Here is an 18,582-nt window from a genome sequence, read left to right as displayed (position 1 = left end):
ATTCATGGCTCTGGGTTTCATCAAGAAGATTTTTTCCTTCGGCAAAAAGGAAATCGAAGAGGTTCCGGTCGAGAATGTTCCGGCTACCGAGGAAGCATCCCTAACGGTCGAACAGACTTATGAAGACACGGCTGCAGCGGAAGCGCTGCCTGTCGCGGATGAGACTGAAACCCTTTCGGACGAACGTGTCGATGACGGCCTCGCTTCTGCCGAAGGCTTGGCGAGCGATGAACCAGCCGCGGAGCCCGAGGCGCGGGAAGCCGAACCCGCCAAAGTGGATCAAGCGGATATCGAAGTGGTTTCCATGGAGGAGACGAAAGCGGGAGAGACCGTACTCGTCGATACATTCGCCGCAGCTGCCGAGCCCGCTCAGGCAATGGATCTCCAGGACGAATCGGCTCGCGACGATGCACCACAGCTTTCTGTCGAAGCCGTCGAACTGCCGATGGATGAGATTTCCATTGAACCCGTTGCGATTCCGGCTCCGGAAGCCCCGACGGCAGAGATCCTGGACCCACTCCCTGCTCCGGTAAAACCATGGCCAACCAAAGTGACCGTCAGCAAGACGGTCGTGGAAAAGCAGGTCGAAGAAGCAGTTCCGGTTGAGCCTCAAAAACGGCTTTCGTGGTTCGAACGCCTGCGCAAGGGACTGTCGCGCTCGTCGCAGCAACTCGGCGATTCCATCGGCGGGATCTTTACCAAGCGCAAGCTTGACGAGGATACATTGCAGGATCTGGAGGATGTCCTGATCCAGGCCGACCTCGGCATGGAAACGGCAATCCGCATCACAGACAGCCTGAGCGCCACGCGCTACGGCAAGGACATCAGCACCGAAGAGGTCCGCGCTATCATGGCGTCGGAAATCGAGAAAGTGCTGGGGCCCGTGGCAAGGCCGCTGGAGCTTGACCTTTCGCACAAGCCGCATGTCATTCTCGTCGTTGGTGTCAACGGCACCGGCAAGACCACGACCATCGGCAAGCTTGCCGCCAAACTTACTGCAGGCGGTCTTAATGTCATGCTCGCCGCCGGTGATACGTTCCGCGCCGCGGCCATCGAGCAGTTGCACATCTGGGGCAAGCGCACGGGAGCGCCAGTTGTTTCAAGCAAGCTTGGCGCCGACGCAGCGGGACTTGCCTTCGATGCCTGGAAGCAGGCTAAGGATGCCGGCAGCGACGTTCTGATCATCGATACCGCCGGCCGGCTGCAGAACAGGGCCGAGTTGATGGAAGAACTGGCGAAGATCGTTCGCGTTCTTGGCAAGAACGATCCCGAGTCACCGCACACGGTCCTCCAGACCCTGGACGCGACGACGGGACAGAACGCGCTGAACCAGGTGGAAATCTTCAAGAACATCGCCGGCGTCAACGGCCTCGTCATGACCAAGCTTGACGGTACGGCGCGGGGTGGCATTCTTGTTGCCATTTCGGCGAAGCACAAACTGCCTGTCTATTTCATTGGCGTGGGTGAGCAGGTCGATGACCTGGAACCTTTCGCCGCTCAAGATTTTGCCAAAGCCATTGCGGGAGTTGCATGATGGAAGAATCCGTATTCGAACGCGATCCGTCCGATCCGGCACGCAAGGAAGTTCAGCCGCTGTTGAAACTTGCGCTGGAACTTGGGCCGCTCATGGTCTTCTTCTTTGCCAATGCGCGCGGCGAATGGCTGATCGAGCGCTTTCCAGGCCTGTCCAATATCGGCGAGCCGATTTTCATCGCCACGGCCCTTTTCATGGCAGCGACAGCCATCGCCCTTGTAGTTTCCTGGATCCTGACTCGCAGCCTGCCGATAATGCCACTGGTCTCCGGCATTGTTGTTCTTGTCTTTGGCGCGCTGACGCTTTGGCTGCACAACGAAACCTTCATCAAGATGAAGCCCACCATCGTCAACACGCTGTTCGGCGTGATCCTGCTTGGGGGTCTTTATTTCGGCAAATCGCTGCTCGGCTATGTGTTCGACAGCGCCTTCAAGCTGGACGCAGAGGGCTGGCGCAAACTGACCCTGCGCTGGGGCGTCTTCTTTCTGTTCCTCGCGGTATTGAACGAAGTCATCTGGCGCAGTTTTTCAACCGATTTCTGGGTAGCTTTCAAAGTATGGGGCACTATGCCAATCACGCTGCTTTTCACTTTTGCACAGATGCCATTGGTGATGAAGCATTCCGTTGAACAGACGACGCCCGAAAAAGTGGCGAGCAAAGAGCCGTAAACTTCGTCAAAACGCCATAATTTGTACCTGATCGCAACGAAGTCCCGCCGCGATCCGCGCTCAAGAATTCCTGCATAGGCAACAGATTCCTGGAAAGCGTGTCCCATGAAAACGGCTCTGATCGTAATGACCCTGGTGGGTTGCGACTGCGATGCGAAGATCTGCGACCATATCAAGACCGTGGACGCAGGCTGGACAGGTATCGAGCGCTGCCGTGCCGATCTCGAAAACGAGATTCGCCGGAATACAAAGTCCGATTATCCGCTGATCACTGCGAATTGCACGATAAAGAACGCGCCTGGAGCGGCGGTCGCCAGCCGGACTTTCACAATTCCAGCCCCTGCAGCCGATCGGCCGATCGAGATCTTGGCCCTCGGTACGCCGATCGATACGCCCGTTACCGTGGCAACGAAGACCAGCTTTGGCTACCGGATGCTGACTGTCCCGCTTGGCCATGCCTATGACCGCACAGCCACGGCGGCAACCCGTGCAGCTAGCTGGGTACGGCGTTACGCCATGCTGGAGAACTGAATTCTTAGTTCGCTTTGAGCGCTGCTTCCACCGCAGGCATCAGATCGTCGCGAATTGAATCCGCGGTGAACGGGCCAATGTGCTTGTAGGCGATCTTGCCATCGCGCCCGACCAGGAATGTCTCCGGAACCCCATAGACACCCCATTCGATTGCGCCGCGCCCGCTCTGATCCGCACCGATCACTGCATAGGGATTGCCGAGTTCGTCGAGAAAACGCAACGCATTCTCGGGTTTGTCCTTGTAGTTCAGGCCCGCCATACGGATACGCCTGTCCTGGGCAAGCTGCATCAGCAGCGGATGCTCAACCCGGCAGGGCAGGCACCATGAGCCGAATACGTTGACAAGGGTCACCTGCCCCTTGAAGCTTCCAGGGTCAAGGCCAGGCACGGGCTGGCCATCTCTCCGCAAGCCATCGACCGGCGGTAGCGGCAGATCTGGTGCCGGCTTGCCTATCAAAGCGGACGGGATAACCGATTCGTCGCGGCCCGAGATCAGCTGCAACGCGAATATGCCGGCAAGGACGGAAAAGACGACGAGAGGCAGAAAGACGAATAGCGAGCTGCGCTTCGGGGCGACCGGGTCGACCTGATCCTGTCCGGTCACGATGCACCGTCCGTCTTTGTCTCCGACCTGCGGCGGACGCCGCGCGATTCAAGTTCCTGCAAGGCCTTCCGCTGCATGCGCTGGTCCAAAAAGATCCAGCCGATCAAGAGAGCAAGAACAACGATGCTTGCGCCGTAGGACGCGAAGATGAAGCCTGCATGACCGGTCATTGCACTGTCCTCCGCTCTGCGCCACGCGCGGCAACACGGCGCATCGCGATGACCCGGCGGCGCCAGATCTCGTTGCGCATCGCCATGATGTGCAAGGTAAAGAACAGGAGGGTGAAACCTATAGCCATCACCAGCAATGGCCACAGCAATGACGGATCGATGGTTGATCCACCCATGCGCAAGACCGACGCCGGCTGGTGCAATGTATTCCACCAATCAACTGAAAACTTGATAATGGGAATATTGATAAATCCGACCAGCGTCAGGATCGCCGTGGCCTTGGCGGATTTCGCCGGATCGTCCATGGCGCGGGTGAACGCGATGATGCCGAGATACATCAGGAAAAGGACAAAGACTGACGTGAGGCGTGCGTCCCAAACCCACCAGGTCCCCCACATCGGCTTGCCCCAGAGCGAGCCGGTAATCAGGGCAAGCGCCGTGAACACTGCTCCGATCGGAGCAGCGGCCTTGGCGGAAACATCGGCAAGCGGATGCCGCCAGACCAATGTGCCAAGCGCTGCGATGGTCATGATCGTGTAACACATCATGGAGAGCCACGCGAAGGGCACATGGATGAACATTATCTTGACGGTAGCACCCTGCTGGTAGTCGTCTGGCGCCTGTATGGACATCCACAGTCCAATGCCAAGGACAAGGATGGTCAACCCACCGAGCCATGGCAGAATAACGCTGGCAAGGTTCAGGAACCTGGTTGGATTGGCCAGGTCGATCCATCGTCCGGTTTTGGAAACAGCATCACTCATGATGTTCTCTTAGCTTCCTGGTGCCCTTTTCGCAATTCACTCCTCTGTCAGTCCGTCGAGGATTTCAGCGCTGCGGCGGCCGCAAATGGTCCGAGGACCGCAAAAAACAGGGTAATCGCAGCGAGAATAAGGAACGGTGCCAGAAATGGTGCCGGGTCTTCAATTGCGCCATAGGACGCAGATACGCCAAAAATAAGCACCGGTATCGTCAGTGGCAGGATGATGACCGAGACAAGCAGGCCGCCACGCGGCAGTGACACCGCGACCGCGGCACCAACGGCGCCGATCAATGTGATCGCAGGTGTGCCGACGAGCATTGTAAGTGTCGTCGCCCCGATCGCTTGCGGCTCCATGTTCATGAACAGCCCAAGAAGCGGCGAGGCGACCACCAGGGGCAGTACGCTCGCTGTCCAATGGGCCAGACACTTGATGAGAACCGTAAGGGCCAGCATATGCCGCTCCTCGCCCATGATCAAAAGGTCCAGCGAGCCATCATCCCTGTCGACCTGGAACAGGCGGTCGAGGCCAAGCAGTGTCGCAAGCAACGCGCCGATCCACAGCATGGCCGGGCCAATACGGGCGAGCAGTTTCAGATCGGGACCTACGCCGAACGGAATGACCGCAATGATCGTCAGGAAAAACAGGATACCGATCAGCATGCCGCCGCCGGCGCGCAGCCCCAACCGGATATCGCGGATGAACAGGGCACCCATTACGCACTCGTCCCCAACGAAAGTTCCATCGCTGCGAGTCCAAGCGGCAGATGCGTCGCCGCGACAATGATGCCGCCACCCGCAAGGTGCTTCTGCATCAAACCGGTGAACTGCGTCTCCGATGTCTTGTCCAAACCGGCCGTCGGTTCATCCAGGAGCCATAGTGGACGATCGCTGATCAGGAGGCGGGCAATGGCGGCCCGACGCTTTTGCCCGGTGGATAGATAACCGAACGGCAGATGGCGGATGACCGCAAGGTTTACCAGCTCGAGCGCCTCATCGATGGAACAGCGTCCCGTCCCGTTGAAAGACCGCCAGAAGCGTAGATTCTCATCCAAACTGAGTACCGGCTTCATGGCATTGAGATGACCAAGATAGTGAGTTGCGGCGGCAAGGGTTTCGAATGTGGTCGGCGGCGTTTCGAGGCGAATCGTGCCTTCTGCCTGCACAAGCAGCCCGGCAATGATTCGCAAGAGCGTTGACTTTCCTGCACCATTTGGCCCCGTGACAAGCAGGGCATTGCCGGCGGAAACCGTAAAGCCAAGGCGCGAAAATATTCGCTCGCCACCCCGCTCCCCACCCACGTTTTCCCCGACCAGCCGCATGAATGACCCGCTTCTTCTCCAGCTCCGAATACCGCGTGATCATTTCGACGCAGCACGCATTTTTGACGAACATCGGTCTGGCACAGATCGACGAAAAACTCTATATAGCTGGCAACCACACCAGCGGTCGGTGTGGAAACCATTTTTGGCCGATCTCGAGACGGGTTCCTTTTGGTGGACCTGTTGCGGGACGGACAGCGGAAATGACTGCACCCGCACCTTAGCGCGTCCTTGAAACGCGGCAAAGGCGTTCGTCCCGGGTTAGGCCTCAGCATAAGGACGAACGAATAATGTCTCAGATTGACAGTTTCAAATGCCGTAAAACCTTGTCCGTGGGTGACAAGGACTATGTCTATTACAGTTTGACCGAAGCCGAAAAGAATGGCCTGGAAGGCATATCCAAGCTGCCGTTCTCCATGAAAGTCCTTCTCGAGAACCTGCTCCGTTTTGAAGACAACCGCTCGGTCTTCAAGAAGGACATCGAGAATGTTGCCAAATGGCTTGTCGACCGGGGCAGCGCCGGGGCAGAAATCGCCTATCGTCCGGCTCGCGTCCTGATGCAGGACTTTACGGGCGTACCAGCCGTCGTAGACCTTGCAGCCATGCGCGACGCGATGGTGAATCTTGGTGGCGATCCCGAAAAGATCAATCCGCTCGTCCCGGTTGACCTCGTTATCGACCATTCGGTGATTGTTGATGAGTTCGGCAATCCCCAGGCATTCAAGCGCAATGTTGATCTTGAATATGAGCGCAACGGTGAACGCTACCGCTTCCTGAAATGGGGACAGCAGGCGTTCAAGAACTTCCGCGTCGTTCCGCCCGGCACAGGCATTTGCCACCAGGTGAATCTTGAATACCTGGCACAGGCCGTATGGACCAAGGAAGAGGATGGGGTAACTGTCGCCTATCCCGATACCTGCGTCGGCACCGATTCGCATACCACCATGGTCAATGGCCTCGGTGTGCTCGGCTGGGGCGTCGGCGGCATTGAAGCTGAGGCTTCCATGCTTGGCCAGCCCGTATCGATGCTTCTGCCGGAGGTCATCGGCTTCCGCTTGACCGGCAAGGTCAAGGAAGGCGTGACTGCGACTGATCTCGTTCTCACTGTCGTGCAGATGCTGCGCAAGAAGGGTGTCGTTGGCAAGTTCGTGGAATTCTTCGGACCCGGCCTCGAAAGCATGACGCTCGCCGACCGGGCCACCATCGGCAACATGGGTCCGGAATATGGCGCGACATGCGGTTTCTTTCCGATCGACCGCGAGACCATCAATTACATGCACATGTCCGGCCGTGATGAAGACCGGCTTGCCCTGGTTGAGGCCTATTCGAAGGCACAGGGTATGTGGCGCGAACCAAACTCTGCCGATCCGGTGTTTACGGACACGCTTGAGCTGGATCTCGGCACGGTCGTTCCATCCATGGCAGGACCAAAGCGCCCCGAAGGCCGCATCGCGCTTGAAGGCATTGCGTCCGGCTTCCATGAATCGCTGCAGAAGGAATACAAGAAGACCACACAGCTCGACGCCCGCTATGCTGTCGAAGGCGAGGACTATGATCTCGGTCACGGCGACGTTGCGATCGCGGCCATCACCTCCTGCACCAATACCTCGAATCCGAGTGTTCTGATCGCTGCGGGTCTTCTTGCCCGCAATGCCGCTGCCAGGGGTCTGAAATCCAAGCCATGGGTCAAGACATCGCTGGCACCGGGCTCACAGGTGGTTGCGGCCTATCTTGAAAATGCCGGATTGCAGAAGGAGCTCGACAAACTCGGCTTCAACCTCGTCGGTTTCGGCTGCACCACGTGCATCGGCAATTCGGGTCCGCTCCCGGCGCCGATTTCGAAGGCTATCAACGACAAGGGGCTGATCGCAGCGGCGGTCCTTTCCGGCAACCGCAACTTCGAAGGTCGCGTGTCACCCGACGTGCAGGCAAACTATCTGGCCTCGCCGCCCCTCGTCGTTGCCTACGCCCTGGCTGGGACTGTGACCAAGGATCTGACGACCGAGCCACTCGGCGAGGACAGCGAAGGCAACCCGGTATTCCTCAAGGATATCTGGCCGTCTTCGCATGAGATCCAGGAGTTCATCACCAAGAACGTCACCCGCAAGCTGTTCGCGTCAAAATATGCCGATGTGTTCAAGGGTGACGACAATTGGCAGGCCGTGAAAGTGCCGGCTGGACAGACCTATGCATGGGATGACCAGTCGACCTATGTACAGAACCCGCCCTACTTCGTCGGCATGGGCAAGACGCCTGGCAAGGTTAATGACATCAAGGGCGCGCGTATTCTTGGTCTGTTCGGTGACAAGATCACCACCGATCACATTTCGCCCGCCGGTTCGATCAAGGCAGCGTCTCCGGCCGGCAAGTATCTCACCGACCACGGCGTTGCTCCCCTGGACTTCAACCAGTACGGTACGCGTCGCGGCAATCATGAGGTGATGATGCGCGGCACGTTCGCCAATATCCGCATCCGCAACCATATGCTCGGCGAGAATGGCCGTGAGGGTGGCTACACGATCCATTATCCTTCCAAGGAAGAAATGCCGATCTATGATGCCGCCATGCATTATCGTGGGGAGAATGTCCCTCTGGTCATCTTTGCAGGCGTGGAATATGGCAACGGTTCGTCCCGCGACTGGGCTGCCAAGGGCACCAGTCTTCTCGGCGTCCGCGCCGTCGTTGCCCAATCCTTCGAACGTATCCATCGTTCGAATCTGGTTGGCATGGGCATCGTACCGTTCGTGCTCGAAGAGGGCACGAGCTGGCAGTCGCTGGGCCTGAAGGGAGACGAAGTGGTCTCGATCGAGGGCCTGGCTACGATCCAGCCGCGTCAGAAGGCATTTGCCACGGTTACCTATGCCGATGGTGGCAGCAAACAGGTTCCGCTGATCTGCCGTATCGATACGATAGATGAACTGGAATACCTCAAGAACGGCGGGATTTTGCAGTACGTTCTGCGCGATCTCGCCGCTTAACCGGCAACAGTACGAGCTGAAATCAAGGACCGCCGGACAGCCCGGCGGTCTTTTGTTGTATGAGCCATAAACGTGATCGAATTCACCTCAAAGTGACTTCCTCTTGAGACGTGCGGCTCCTATCAATCATCTCGCAATCATTTTATCCGACAACAAGCCCATAGAATTGGGAAGTGAAAAGTACCTGTGCCCCTGCCCGCCCTGTCCAGACGTATCTTGATCGGCGCTCCGCTCCTTGCGGCCGCGGCCTATGTGCTGCCCGTCTGCGCCGAGAATGTGGGCAAGAGGCCGGACGGCGTCGTGGAACTGTACACATCGCAAGGCTGTGGATCCTGCCCCCCAGCCGATGCCATCCTTAAACAGCTTGCAGCCGAGGGAAGCGTTGTCGCCCTGGCCTTTCACGTGGACTACTGGGACTATCGCGGCTGGACCGACAATCTTGCACTGCCGGAAAATACCGATCGCCAGAATGCCTACCGGACTGCCCTCGGCCTCAATGGCATCTACACGCCCCAGGTGATCCTGAATGGACGCGAGCATGTCAACGGGCAGGACGGACAGAAAATTCGTCGGCGCATCGCAGAAATGCGCGACACGGAAAACGGCCTTACCATCCCTGTTTCCATTGAGAAGGCCGGGCTCGACCGTCTGTTGATCGACATTGGTTCCGGACCGGCCGCCAAGAATCCGGTGCGGGTACTGCTAGCCTATTTCAATCGCGAAACCGTCGTTGCCATACCCGATGGTGAGAATGTTGGCCGCAAGGTGAACTATTCCAATAGCGTGAGGGCGATGGAAACCGTCGGCATGTGGGATGGCAGTGCGCAGCAGATCGAGATCCCATTGAGTGAAATTACCAGCAAGAAGGCAACGGGATGTGCCGTCCTGCTGCAAGAGATGCTGGGTGAAGGCAAGCCGGGACCGATTATCGGCGCATCAATTATGACTGCGAAATCCTGAACCAAACAAAAACAGGCCGGATAAATCCGGCCTGAGGTATTGGGGCATGTTGCCAAATAGGGAGAATGGTTCAAACCCAAACAACCCGTTGGGCGGGGGGCTTGGGGTATCGGGCTGTTCGAGGCGAACCGTCTCAGACAACATGGTCCGATGTTGGGTGTCGAATCGGGCGGGAATGCGAACAGTTTATGGCGAGAATGTGTCGGGTCATCACCATTGGAATCAGGTCGTATTGCTTCGTGAAACCTGCGAAAAAATGGTTCCTAAGCCCATAATTGCTGCTGCCGCCACCATTCCGGTCTTGTAAATGCAAGCAGAACAGGTCACCTTTGTGTCATCCAGGTGTCACACGACAGTAAGGGCGGTTGATTGATGGACAGCAATGCGAGTGGCGATGAATCGCAACGGCAGGCGCAACTTATCCCTCTAGTATGCACTAATGATCCGCCTGTTACCTTCAACCGGCGTGAACTCGATCAAATTCTCCGTATTTATGGCTTCATGGTTTCCGCTGGTGAATGGCGTGATTATGCCATTGATCACCTGATGGATCGCGCGGTGTTCTCAATCTTTCGGCGGGCAAGCGAAGTGCCCATGTTCCGGGTCGAGAAAAATCCCAAGCTTGCCCGCAAGCAGGGAGCCTATAGCGTGATCGCTGCAAGCGGGCTGATCCTGAAGCGCGGCCATGAGCTTGACCGCGTTTTGCGGGTATTCGACAAGGGCCTCAGCGTCGTTCGAGGCTAGACCGTCGATGACCGGGCCTAGGAATTGTCGGGCTGCAAGGGCGGCTTCCCGGGGAGCGTGTCGGCTCCCCCATTCATTTCAAGCTGCATCAGCACCGTATCAAGCCAGCGGCCGTGCTTGAAGCCGGATGCGGTGATCGTCCCGGAAGGCCGGAAACCGGCGCTGATATGGAGACGAACGGACGCTGATCCATCATGGCCATCGCCGATAACGGCAATGAATTGCCGGAAACCGAGCGCCGTACAATCCTTGATCAGTTGGTTGAGCAGAAGCTTGCCCAACCCCTTACCCTTGGCTTCCGGCGCAATATAGATCGAATCTTCAACGGACCACCAATAGGCGGGACGCGTGCGGAAATAGCTCGCATAGGCATAGCCGATGACAGCGCCATCAAGTTCAGCGACGATGTAGGGAAAGCCGTCCGTGGTGGTCGCATGAAACCGCCGTGTCATTTCTGCCTGATCCGGCGGATCGATTTCGTAGGTTGCCGTGCCATGTAGAACGGCGTCGCGGTAGATTTCTGTTATCGATGCAAGGTCGGCTGGCTGCGCCGGGCGGATGTGGATCTCTGTCATTGGCCTTCACGGAAGCGAACAATCGTGCCCGTTACATGCACGTCTTTGCATCTGAATCAAAGAGAAAACACACAACAGCCACTGGGCCAGGGCCAAAGAAAAAGGGCAGCGTTTCCGCTGCCCCGATCTTAATCCATGTTCCGGCGATTACTCGCGATTGCCCAGGAACTGGAGCAGGAACATGAACATGTTGATGAAGTCGAGGTAGAGACGCAGGGCGCCCATGATAGCCTTGCGGCCATAGGTGTCTGCGGCATCGCCTTCGTAATACATTTCCTTGATGTTCTGCGTGTCATAGGCGGTCAGGCCAGCAAAGACCAGCACGCCGATGGCCGAGATTGCAAACTGCAATGCGCTCGACGCAAGGAAGATATTGACCAGCGAAGCCAGGATGATGCCGATCAGGCCCATGAACAGGAACGATCCCATCCCGGACAGATCACGCTTGGTGGTGTAGCCGTAGAGCGACAACGCGCCAAACGATGCAGCCGTGATGAAGAACGTCTGGACAATGCTACCTGTCGTGTAGACCAGGAAGATCGACGAGAGCGAAACACCAACCAGAGCGGCATATACCCAGAAGGTTGTCTGAGCAGCGGCTACGCTCATCTTCTCAATGCGGAAACTCAGGAAGAATACCGCAGCGAGAGGTGCGAGCATGACAACCCAGCGCAGAGGCGAGCCATAGAGCGCCACGCCAAGGTTTGTCAGCATTTTTCCGTTTGGCAGCTGTGCTGCGGCGAGAGATGCATCATTGGTGGTCGCAAGATAAACAATTGCAAGGGCGGCAAAACCGGTCACTGCAAGACCGATTCCCATCAAATTGTAGACCTGTAGCATGTAGCTGCGCAGACCCTGATCGATCCCCGCATCCACACGCACTCCGGCCGGTGTACGGGCCTGGATGTTGCGATAGTCAGCCATGGTTTTCCTCATTTGCTTCGTCCCGTCGGGTGTCGGGTTTATCCCCAGGCGCCGCTGGCGGGACCCCAGCATGCCTTGGGACAAATTATGGGGATTCGTACGATCCATAACAAGAGCTGATTTACTCAAGATTGCGTGTAATCGGCGAAAACGTGACGATTCGAACGAAAATTACACTCTTTTAACGATTTCAGAGGTTTCGCAGTACCGGCGCCGCCTTTTGCCCGAGGATTCGCCACGTGCCCGCAAGGCCAAATCCGACCGTCAAAACCAGCGCTGTGATCACGGTCATGACAGCAACATCCGGTTGGAAGGATGCGGGCAGCGTCATGACCCTGACGATCACGTACCAGGCTGCCAGACTGCCGGCAAAAAGTGCAAAAGCCGCTGTGGCGAGACCTAGAAGCATGTATTCTAGGGTGAAAGCGCGAATGAGCGTACGTCTCGTCGCGCCGAGCGTCTTTAGGACCACCGCATCGTGCACGCGCGCCCGGTTGCCAGCGGCCAGCGCACCGCCAAGCACGAGGATCGACGCGATCAATGCCACCGATGCCGCGGCGCGAATCGCGACTGCCAACTGCCCGACGAGCTCATTGGCGATGGTAATGGCATCCTTGACGCGAACGGAGGTGACGGCCGGAAACGCGCGGGTCACGTCGCGCATGACAGTCGCCTCCTGCTGCGGTGTCGAGGAGGTATCGGTCAGGGTTGCCAGCCAGGCATGTGGAGCACCGGCAAAGGTGTTCGGCGAGAACACCATGACGAAGTTGATGGCCAGGGATTCCCATTGCAACTGGCGGAAATTTGCAATGCGCGCGGTAACATTGCGGCCAAGCACGTTGACGGTCACCGTATCGCCGATCTTGAGGTCGAGATTGCCAGCCTCTTCCGCGGAGAACGACACAAGGGGCTCGCCCGCGTAATCGGCAGGCCACCAGCTGCCGCTCGTGAGTTCAGAGTTCTCCGGCACGTTCTTTGCGTAGGTTATGCCGCGATCTCCCCGCAGGACCCACGCCCCTTCCGGAGGAATTGTAAGCTTGTCGACGCCGGTTCCGTTGAACGCGACGATACGGCCGCGCAGCATGGGCGCGCTTACGATCTTGCCGTTGGGTGCCGCTTTTTGGACCAGATCTCTAAATTGATCCACCTGCTTGCTCTGAATATCGACGAAGAAGAAATTGGGAGCCCTTTCAGGCAGGTTGCCGGCCAATTGCCGGCGCAGGCTGCCATCGATGAGCGCGAGCGTCACAAGCAGGGTCAGGCCGAGTCCCAGGGACAGCACCACGGAGGGCGTAAGGGCGCCCGGCCGATGGATATTGCCGATGGCAAGACGCAGCGCCGTGGAACGAACCCGGGGTGCTCGTCGGGCCGCCCATTGCACCAGGCCGGATACCGCCCGCAGCACCACAAACGAGAATGCGACCGCCCCGATGAAGATCACCGCTATTCTCCGGTCATAGGCGAAGAAAACCGCAAGCAAACAAAGAACGGCGATGAGCGCTGCAGCAACAATTACATAGAACGCCTTGGGCCAACCCCGCTGCTCGAAGCCCTGCTCCCGGAAAAGGGCCGTCGCGGGCACGTCGCGCGCACGCCCGAGGGGCAGGATCGCAAAGGCGAGGGTTGTTAGAAGTCCGAACAACGCTGCCCATGCCAGCGCGCCCGGATAGAATCCGCCCTTGCCTGCGATTGGCAGAATATCCTGGAGAGCGTAGCCCGCCGCATAGGGAATGATGGCCGCGACGACCAAGCCTATCAGAATGCCGATAAGTGCAATGATGACAATCTGGATCAGATAGACTGCGATAACGAACCAGCCCGGTGCTCCAAGTGATTTGAACGTCGCGATGACCCCGCGCTTGCCGTCGAGATAGGCTCGCACTGCATTGGCGACCCCGACACCACCAACGATCAGAGCCGTAAGTCCGACCAAAGTCAGGAACTGCGAAAACCGCTCGATGTTGGCGCTGAGTGAAGGGGCGGCGTTGGTGCGGCTGCGCATCGACCAGCCAGCCTCGGGAAACTCCCGCTGAGCCTCGTCGCGTAAAGCTGCGATATCGGCATCACTGGCGCCGTCAGGCAGGGCAACCTTGTAATTGTGATCGACGAGGCTGCCGGGTTGGACCAGACCGGCCGCCGCGAGCCCTTCGAGCGACACCATGAAACGCGGTGCAAAACCGAAACCATCGGATAGCAGATCCGGTTCATTGTTAATGACTGAACGCAGCTGAAAAGTCGCCGTTCCAAGCAGCACACGGTCTCCGATCTTGAGATTGAGCCGGTCCAGAAAAATCTGGGCAACGGCGGCGCCGAAGGCTCCATCCTTTTCCAAAAACAGTGCGTCGTGATCCAGCACCGGTGCCGTCTGAAGGGTTCCGAAGAGCGGATAGACGTCGTCCACGGCCTTTACTTCCACCAGAGACTGGTCGGAGCCGTCAGGCAACCGGGCCATCGACCGCATGTTTGCACTGACGGCAACCCGGCCTTTGCCATCAAGGAAGGCTCGCTCGTCAGGCGTGACTTCGCGCTGGTTCAGTTGGAAGCGCATATCGCCGCCAAGGATCGCTTGCCCCTGCGTGGAGATTCCGGCCGTGACGGAATTGGCGACTGAATTGACACCCCCGATGGCCGCAACACCCAGGGCGATGCAGGCGAGGAATATGTAGAACCCGGACAGGCCGCTACGCATTTCACGCAAGGCGAAGCGCAGAGCCAGTCTCAACGACGGCGATGAGCGCATTGACGAAGCATCGGTCATGCGGTTTTCGCCAGTTCCGGCGCGCCTTCGTCAGCCTCGATCAGACCGGATCGAACGCGGATTTCCCGGTCACAACGCGCTGCAAGGGTGGCATCATGGGTTACAAGGACCAAGGTAAGACCCAGCTCCTTCTGTTTTTCAAACAGGAGATCAGCAATCTGCTTGCCGGTCGCCGTATCGAGATTCCCAGTCGGCTCGTCCGCGATGAGGATCTTTGGCGAGGGGGCAAGGGCCCGTGCAATCGCCACCCGTTGCTGTTCGCCCCCTGACAATTCGCCCGGATAATGCGTAACGCGATCCGCAAGCCCGACCGCCGCAAGGACGCGGGCGGCAATGGCAAAAGCTTCGGGATTGCCAGCCAGCTCCAGCGGAACGGCGACATTTTCAAGCGCGGTCATGTTCGGGATGAGGTGAAAGGACTGGAATACAATGCCAATATTCCTGCCACGGAAGGATGCTGCTTCATCCTCATTCATGATTTCCAGCCTTTCGCCGGCGATCCGGACCGAACCGGCGTCCACGCGCTCCAGGCCTGCGAGGACCATCAAAAGGGTGGATTTTCCTGAACCGGAGGGCCCGACAATGCCGACGGACTGGCCGTAATTGATGGTCAGAGAGATCCCTTTCAGGACATGGACCGAGGAAGCACCGGATCCAAGTGTCAACTCAATGTGATCAAGTTCTATGACGGATTCAGTCACGAAACGACTTCCTTTGCGATATGGTCGGCACCGACTCTGGTTGCAGCTGGTCAGATATGGGTACCTCAAAATGAGATTCAAACTATTGATACAATTCCTGGTTTCTCTTGGTCTTGTTGCCTTGCCATCCTTCGCATTGGCTAATCAAAAAAGCGTGTCCGACCACCCGCTGACCGTTGTCGGGTTTGGGGACAGTCTGATGTCTGGTTTCGAGCTGCCGATGCAGGACTCTTTCACCGCACAACTCGAGAAAGCCCTGCAAGAAAAGGGTGTGAATGTTACGATTGCCAATGCCGGCGTCGCCGGTGAGACGACGACGGACGGTCTGTCGCGTCTCGATTGGTCCGTGCCAGAGGGCACAGACCTCGTTATTCTCGAGTTTGGTGCCAACGACGCGTTGCGCGGCATCTCGCCGGAGCTCAGCGAGAAAAATCTCGCGGAGATTATCGAGAAATTGAAGCAGCGGAACGTACAGGTCATTCTTGCCGGCATGCTTGCGCCACCGAATATGGGCGATGATTATGAGGCAAAGTTCAATGCCATCTTCCCCAGGCTGGCCCAGAAATACGACGTGCCGCTCTACCCGTTTTTCATGGAAGGTGTGGCTGCAGAAAAATCACTGCAGCTTGAGGATGGCATGCACCCCAACGCAAAAGGTGTCGCCAGGATGGTCGACGGCTTCCTGCCAGTTATCGAGAAAACCATCGCCGAAACTACTTCGGCCATCTCGCAATAGTAACGGCCTGCCATGCTCACAGATTTGCGTGGCCAATTTGTCGCGCGGCGGAAGAATGTGATTTTACGCCTTGCCCCCGGACTCATTCAATGATTCTCTAGAGTTACAACTCGATTCGGGGAGGATGCCTTATGCCGCGTCTCTTTACTGCCCTCGAAATCCCGAGGGACGCCGCTCTCTCACTGTCGCTCTTGCGTGGTGGTTTGCCAGGCGCCCGATGGATCGACGTCGAAAACTATCACATCACCTTGCGTTTTATCGGCGACGTCGAAGGCCATGTCGCCGATGAAGTGGCCAATGCGCTTGATCGTGTCCGGCGGCCGGAATTCACCCTCAAGCTTTCCGGCGTCAACGCGTTCGGATCGAAGAAGCCACACAGTATCTTTGCCGCGGTGTCGCCTTCACCGGATATTCAGGCGCTGCAGGCGGAGATCGAGCGCATATGCCAACGCCTGATGCTGCCGGCCGACCCACGCAAGTTCACGCCGCATGTGACGCTCGCCAGATTGCGCAATGTGCGTGGTGAAGAGGTGGCACACTATCTCTCTTCACGCGGCAATTTCGCCACCGAGCCGTTCACCATCGGACGGTTCGTCTTGATGTCGTCGCGCGATTCGATCGGCGGTGGTCCCTATATTGTCGAGGAGGCGTGGCCGCTCGAGGCGCCGCGCTCTATTCGTCAGAACAGTTTCGAAAGACCTTCCGAAGCTGCTCGGATCATCCGGTAGGCACGCTCGAAGTCAGCATCGGTACCGTAATACGGATCTGGGATTTGCCGGTGTTCGCCGAGCGCAATCCCGCAGAAAAGACCGGTTTGCGCGCGAGCATTGGCGGGTTGTCGTGCAGCGATGGCAGCAACATTGGCATCGTCCATGCCCAAAATCAGATCAAAACGAACATAATCTTCGTCAGCCAGCTGCCTGCAGCGCTGACGCGAGATGTCGATCCCATGCCTGCTCGCAACGGCAATCGAGCGTCGATCCGGCGCTTCGCCCGTATGGTATCCATTGGTGCCAGCGGAATCGATGATAATTCCCTCACCCTTGCGCTCGGTTGTCATGACCGATCTGAAAATGCCTTCCGCCAGTGGTGATCGGCAAATATTGCCCAGGCAGACAAAAAGAGCGGAGCGGAAGGGAAGCATTTCCATGGATGGTGACACCGTGACCCGAGGAGTGGTGAAGCTGCCGGGCAGATATGGAGAAAATTCACCGCACGCAACCGCTATCTCGGCTAAATTCGGCGCAGCGCATGAATGATTTGCCGGACACGATAAATACACGGCATTTTGATGAAAACTCTTGTAGCCGTCCACTCGGCTACCCATGTTTTCAAGCACAACCTGAAGGAAGAGGGATGGACGACGTAAAGATTGGCGAAATTCTCGAGCCGGGCAGTGACGACAAACAGCGTTCACGTGAGGAGCGCGTCCGAGCGCGGTTCTGGAAGACGGCAGGCAGGGCCGCGAAGGCCATCCCGTTTCTGGACGAGGTAATCGCCGGCTACTTCTGCGCGCTCGACCCCGCCACCCCCACTCGCGTACGCGGGATACTCCTGGCGTCGCTCGCCTACTTCGTGCTGCCGCTCGACTTCATCCCGGACATTGTCCTCGGTCTCGGCTTCTCCGATGACGTGGCCGTATTGATGGCAGCCCTGACGGCGATCCGCACCAACATCACCCCGGCCCATCGCGCAGCGGCGAAAAAGGCACTTGAAGAGCTCGATCGAGGAGCTTCACCACAGGGTGGCTTGTAGCCAGCTGAGCATATAGCAAGTACGAAGGTTGGATCACAACGATGTGATCGGCGCCAATGTCAAAGTCTCGCCGCTTTTGTTTGGCTGGAGTTGGCGTGTGGGACTTCGATTAGGATGTAACCTTCATGGCTCTCGATCAGCTTTTTTGACCCTGTCTTCACCGTTTGGTAACCCAGATTAAGTCAAATTTAGAGGAGCGAACTGGACAATGCAGCATCCGGATTATTTTCCGGACCATTGCCGGTTCACGAGTTATGAAGCGTACGACAGGAACTGGTAGGTAAAATGTTTGGAAAATCAATCGTAGCGACCTCGGTGCTCTTGCTTGGGCTGGCAGGAACAGCTCTTGCCCAGACGCCAAGCCAGATCAGCCAGTTCAACGCCTGGGGCGCTTACAGCTACCAGCAGGGCAACGGCAAGGTTTGCTACGTCCTTTCCGTTCCGATTGATAAACAACCCGCGAGCGTCGACCACGGCGATAATTTCTTCATGGTAAGCCAGAAGCCCGGGCAGAACGTTAGCTTTGAGCCGCAATTCAAGGCCGGCTACGACCTTCAGCAGAACTCGAAGGTCACCGTGACGATCGACAATCGCAACTTTTCGATGTTCACGAACGGAAGTCACGGGTGGATGGAAAACGCTGCCGAGGAACCGCAACTCGTGGCAGCCCTGCGTTCCGGCCAGAAGATGTCTATCAGCGCCGTTTCGAAACGCGGGACCAAAACCAGCTACGCCTATTCGCTGAAGGGCGTATCGGCCGCCCTGAAGGCAATCGCGACCTGCAAGTAAACCAGGACCAGCACCAATCCAATGGAGGCCGGACAGCGATGTCCGGCCTTTTCGCTTGCAGAGGTGACGCCAG

Annotated in this window: 20 protein-coding genes; 10 read left to right on the top strand and 10 right to left on the bottom strand. The window is 57.6% G+C overall.

Annotation, left to right across the window (positions count from 1 at the left end):
* Nucleotides 1–4: 4 nt before the first annotated feature.
* The 3 genes from ftsY (at nucleotide 5) to K9U38_RS17225 (ending at nucleotide 2,733) form a co-directional block, all read left to right on the top strand.
* Entirely contained in the window at nucleotides 5–1,534 is a 1,530-nt protein-coding gene (ftsY, locus tag K9U38_RS17235) for a signal recognition particle-docking protein FtsY (protein ID WP_224495586.1), read from the top strand.
* A complete protein-coding gene (locus K9U38_RS17230; protein WP_224495585.1) occupies nucleotides 1,534–2,202 on the top strand; it encodes a septation protein A in 669 nt (222 codons plus the stop codon). Before ftsY ends, K9U38_RS17230 begins: the two co-directional genes overlap by 1 nt.
* Nucleotides 2,203–2,307: 105 nt before the next feature.
* Nucleotides 2,308–2,733 (top strand): hypothetical protein, encoded by a 426-nt coding sequence (locus K9U38_RS17225; RefSeq protein ID WP_224495584.1) that lies wholly within the window; start codon nucleotides 2,308–2,310, stop codon nucleotides 2,731–2,733.
* Nucleotides 2,734–2,737: 4 nt separating this feature from the next.
* On the opposite strand, the gene K9U38_RS17220 is transcribed toward K9U38_RS17225, so the two are convergent.
* Genes K9U38_RS17220 through ccmA form a run of 5 tightly spaced genes read right to left on the bottom strand, consistent with a single transcriptional unit; the run spans nucleotide 2,738 to nucleotide 5,589 of the window.
* On the bottom strand, nucleotides 2,738–3,337 hold the full coding sequence (locus K9U38_RS17220) for a DsbE family thiol:disulfide interchange protein (RefSeq protein WP_224495583.1): 600 nt from the start codon (nucleotides 3,335–3,337) through the stop codon (nucleotides 2,738–2,740).
* The gene (ccmD, locus tag K9U38_RS17215; protein WP_224495582.1) at nucleotides 3,334–3,507 is read right to left on the bottom strand and encodes a heme exporter protein CcmD; all 174 of its coding nucleotides are present in this window, start codon (nucleotides 3,505–3,507) and stop codon (nucleotides 3,334–3,336) included. Before ccmD ends, K9U38_RS17220 begins: the two co-directional genes overlap by 4 nt.
* The gene (locus K9U38_RS17210) at nucleotides 3,504–4,271 is read right to left on the bottom strand and encodes a heme ABC transporter permease (RefSeq protein ID WP_224495581.1); all 768 of its coding nucleotides are present in this window, start codon (nucleotides 4,269–4,271) and stop codon (nucleotides 3,504–3,506) included. Before K9U38_RS17210 ends, ccmD begins: the two co-directional genes overlap by 4 nt.
* Before the next feature lie 47 nt (nucleotides 4,272–4,318).
* Complete coding sequence (gene ccmB / locus K9U38_RS17205; protein ID WP_224495580.1) at nucleotides 4,319–4,984, bottom strand: heme exporter protein CcmB; 666 nt, start codon at nucleotides 4,982–4,984, stop codon at nucleotides 4,319–4,321.
* Nucleotides 4,984–5,589, bottom strand: a complete 606-nt coding sequence (gene ccmA / locus K9U38_RS17200; protein WP_224495579.1) for a heme ABC exporter ATP-binding protein CcmA — start codon at nucleotides 5,587–5,589, stop codon at nucleotides 4,984–4,986. The genes ccmB and ccmA overlap by 1 nt, the downstream gene beginning before the upstream one ends.
* Before the next feature lie 290 nt (nucleotides 5,590–5,879).
* Here ccmA and acnA point away from each other — a divergent pair, with 290 nt between their 5' ends.
* The 3 genes from acnA to K9U38_RS17185 all read left to right on the top strand — a co-directional run bounded on the left by acnA (nucleotide 5,880) and on the right by K9U38_RS17185 (nucleotide 10,271).
* Nucleotides 5,880–8,567, top strand: a complete 2,688-nt coding sequence (gene acnA / locus K9U38_RS17195; RefSeq protein WP_224495578.1) for an aconitate hydratase AcnA — start codon at nucleotides 5,880–5,882, stop codon at nucleotides 8,565–8,567.
* Between the two features lie 186 nt (nucleotides 8,568–8,753).
* Nucleotides 8,754–9,527, top strand: coding sequence for a DUF1223 domain-containing protein (locus tag K9U38_RS17190; RefSeq protein ID WP_224495577.1), 774 nt, complete (start codon nucleotides 8,754–8,756; stop codon nucleotides 9,525–9,527).
* 372 nt (nucleotides 9,528–9,899) lie between these two features.
* Nucleotides 9,900–10,271 (top strand): DUF2794 domain-containing protein, encoded by a 372-nt coding sequence (locus K9U38_RS17185; protein WP_224495576.1) that lies wholly within the window; start codon nucleotides 9,900–9,902, stop codon nucleotides 10,269–10,271.
* Between the two features lie 17 nt (nucleotides 10,272–10,288).
* On the opposite strand, the gene K9U38_RS17180 is transcribed toward K9U38_RS17185, so the two are convergent.
* The 4 genes from K9U38_RS17180 to K9U38_RS17165 all read right to left on the bottom strand — a co-directional run bounded on the left by K9U38_RS17180 (nucleotide 10,289) and on the right by K9U38_RS17165 (nucleotide 15,229).
* Nucleotides 10,289–10,846, bottom strand: a complete 558-nt coding sequence (locus tag K9U38_RS17180; RefSeq protein ID WP_224495575.1) for a GNAT family N-acetyltransferase — start codon at nucleotides 10,844–10,846, stop codon at nucleotides 10,289–10,291.
* A 147-nt stretch (nucleotides 10,847–10,993) separates the two neighbouring features.
* Nucleotides 10,994–11,770: a Bax inhibitor-1/YccA family protein gene (locus K9U38_RS17175; protein ID WP_224495574.1), complete on the bottom strand. Its 777-nt coding sequence runs from the start codon at nucleotides 11,768–11,770 to the stop codon at nucleotides 10,994–10,996.
* A 190-nt stretch (nucleotides 11,771–11,960) separates the two neighbouring features.
* The gene (locus tag K9U38_RS17170) at nucleotides 11,961–14,510 is read right to left on the bottom strand and encodes an ABC transporter permease (RefSeq protein ID WP_224495670.1); all 2,550 of its coding nucleotides are present in this window, start codon (nucleotides 14,508–14,510) and stop codon (nucleotides 11,961–11,963) included.
* A 14-nt stretch (nucleotides 14,511–14,524) separates the two neighbouring features.
* A complete protein-coding gene (locus K9U38_RS17165) occupies nucleotides 14,525–15,229 on the bottom strand; it encodes an ABC transporter ATP-binding protein (protein WP_224495573.1) in 705 nt (234 codons plus the stop codon).
* Between the two features lie 70 nt (nucleotides 15,230–15,299).
* Here K9U38_RS17165 and K9U38_RS17160 point away from each other — a divergent pair, with 70 nt between their 5' ends.
* Nucleotides 15,300–15,965 (top strand): arylesterase, encoded by a 666-nt coding sequence (locus tag K9U38_RS17160; protein ID WP_224495572.1) that lies wholly within the window; start codon nucleotides 15,300–15,302, stop codon nucleotides 15,963–15,965.
* A gap of 131 nt (nucleotides 15,966–16,096) precedes the next feature.
* The gene (thpR, locus tag K9U38_RS17155) at nucleotides 16,097–16,693 is read left to right on the top strand and encodes an RNA 2',3'-cyclic phosphodiesterase (RefSeq protein ID WP_224495571.1); all 597 of its coding nucleotides are present in this window, start codon (nucleotides 16,097–16,099) and stop codon (nucleotides 16,691–16,693) included.
* Here the strand turns inward: thpR and K9U38_RS17150 are convergent.
* Nucleotides 16,645–17,115, bottom strand: coding sequence for a low molecular weight protein-tyrosine-phosphatase (locus tag K9U38_RS17150; protein ID WP_224495669.1), 471 nt, complete (start codon nucleotides 17,113–17,115; stop codon nucleotides 16,645–16,647). The genes thpR and K9U38_RS17150 overlap by 49 nt on opposite strands.
* Nucleotides 17,116–17,321: 206 nt before the next feature.
* On the opposite strand from K9U38_RS17150, the gene K9U38_RS17145 reads away from it, so the two are divergent.
* Both K9U38_RS17145 and K9U38_RS17140 read left to right on the top strand, forming a co-directional pair.
* On the top strand, nucleotides 17,322–17,720 hold the full coding sequence (locus tag K9U38_RS17145; protein ID WP_224495570.1) for a YkvA family protein: 399 nt from the start codon (nucleotides 17,322–17,324) through the stop codon (nucleotides 17,718–17,720).
* Nucleotides 17,721–18,005: 285 nt separating this feature from the next.
* Nucleotides 18,006–18,509, top strand: coding sequence for an invasion associated locus B family protein (locus K9U38_RS17140; RefSeq protein ID WP_224495569.1), 504 nt, complete (start codon nucleotides 18,006–18,008; stop codon nucleotides 18,507–18,509).
* Nucleotides 18,510–18,582: the final 73 nt, after the last annotated feature.

Origin of the sequence: Phyllobacterium lublinensis (assembly GCF_020164435.1) — a bacterium.
In the GTDB taxonomy this organism is placed as follows: Bacteria; Pseudomonadota; Alphaproteobacteria; order Rhizobiales; family Rhizobiaceae; genus Phyllobacterium; species Phyllobacterium lublinensis.
Note: the sequence above shows the minus strand (reverse complement) of the source record. Positions and strands in the feature narration are given on the sequence as shown.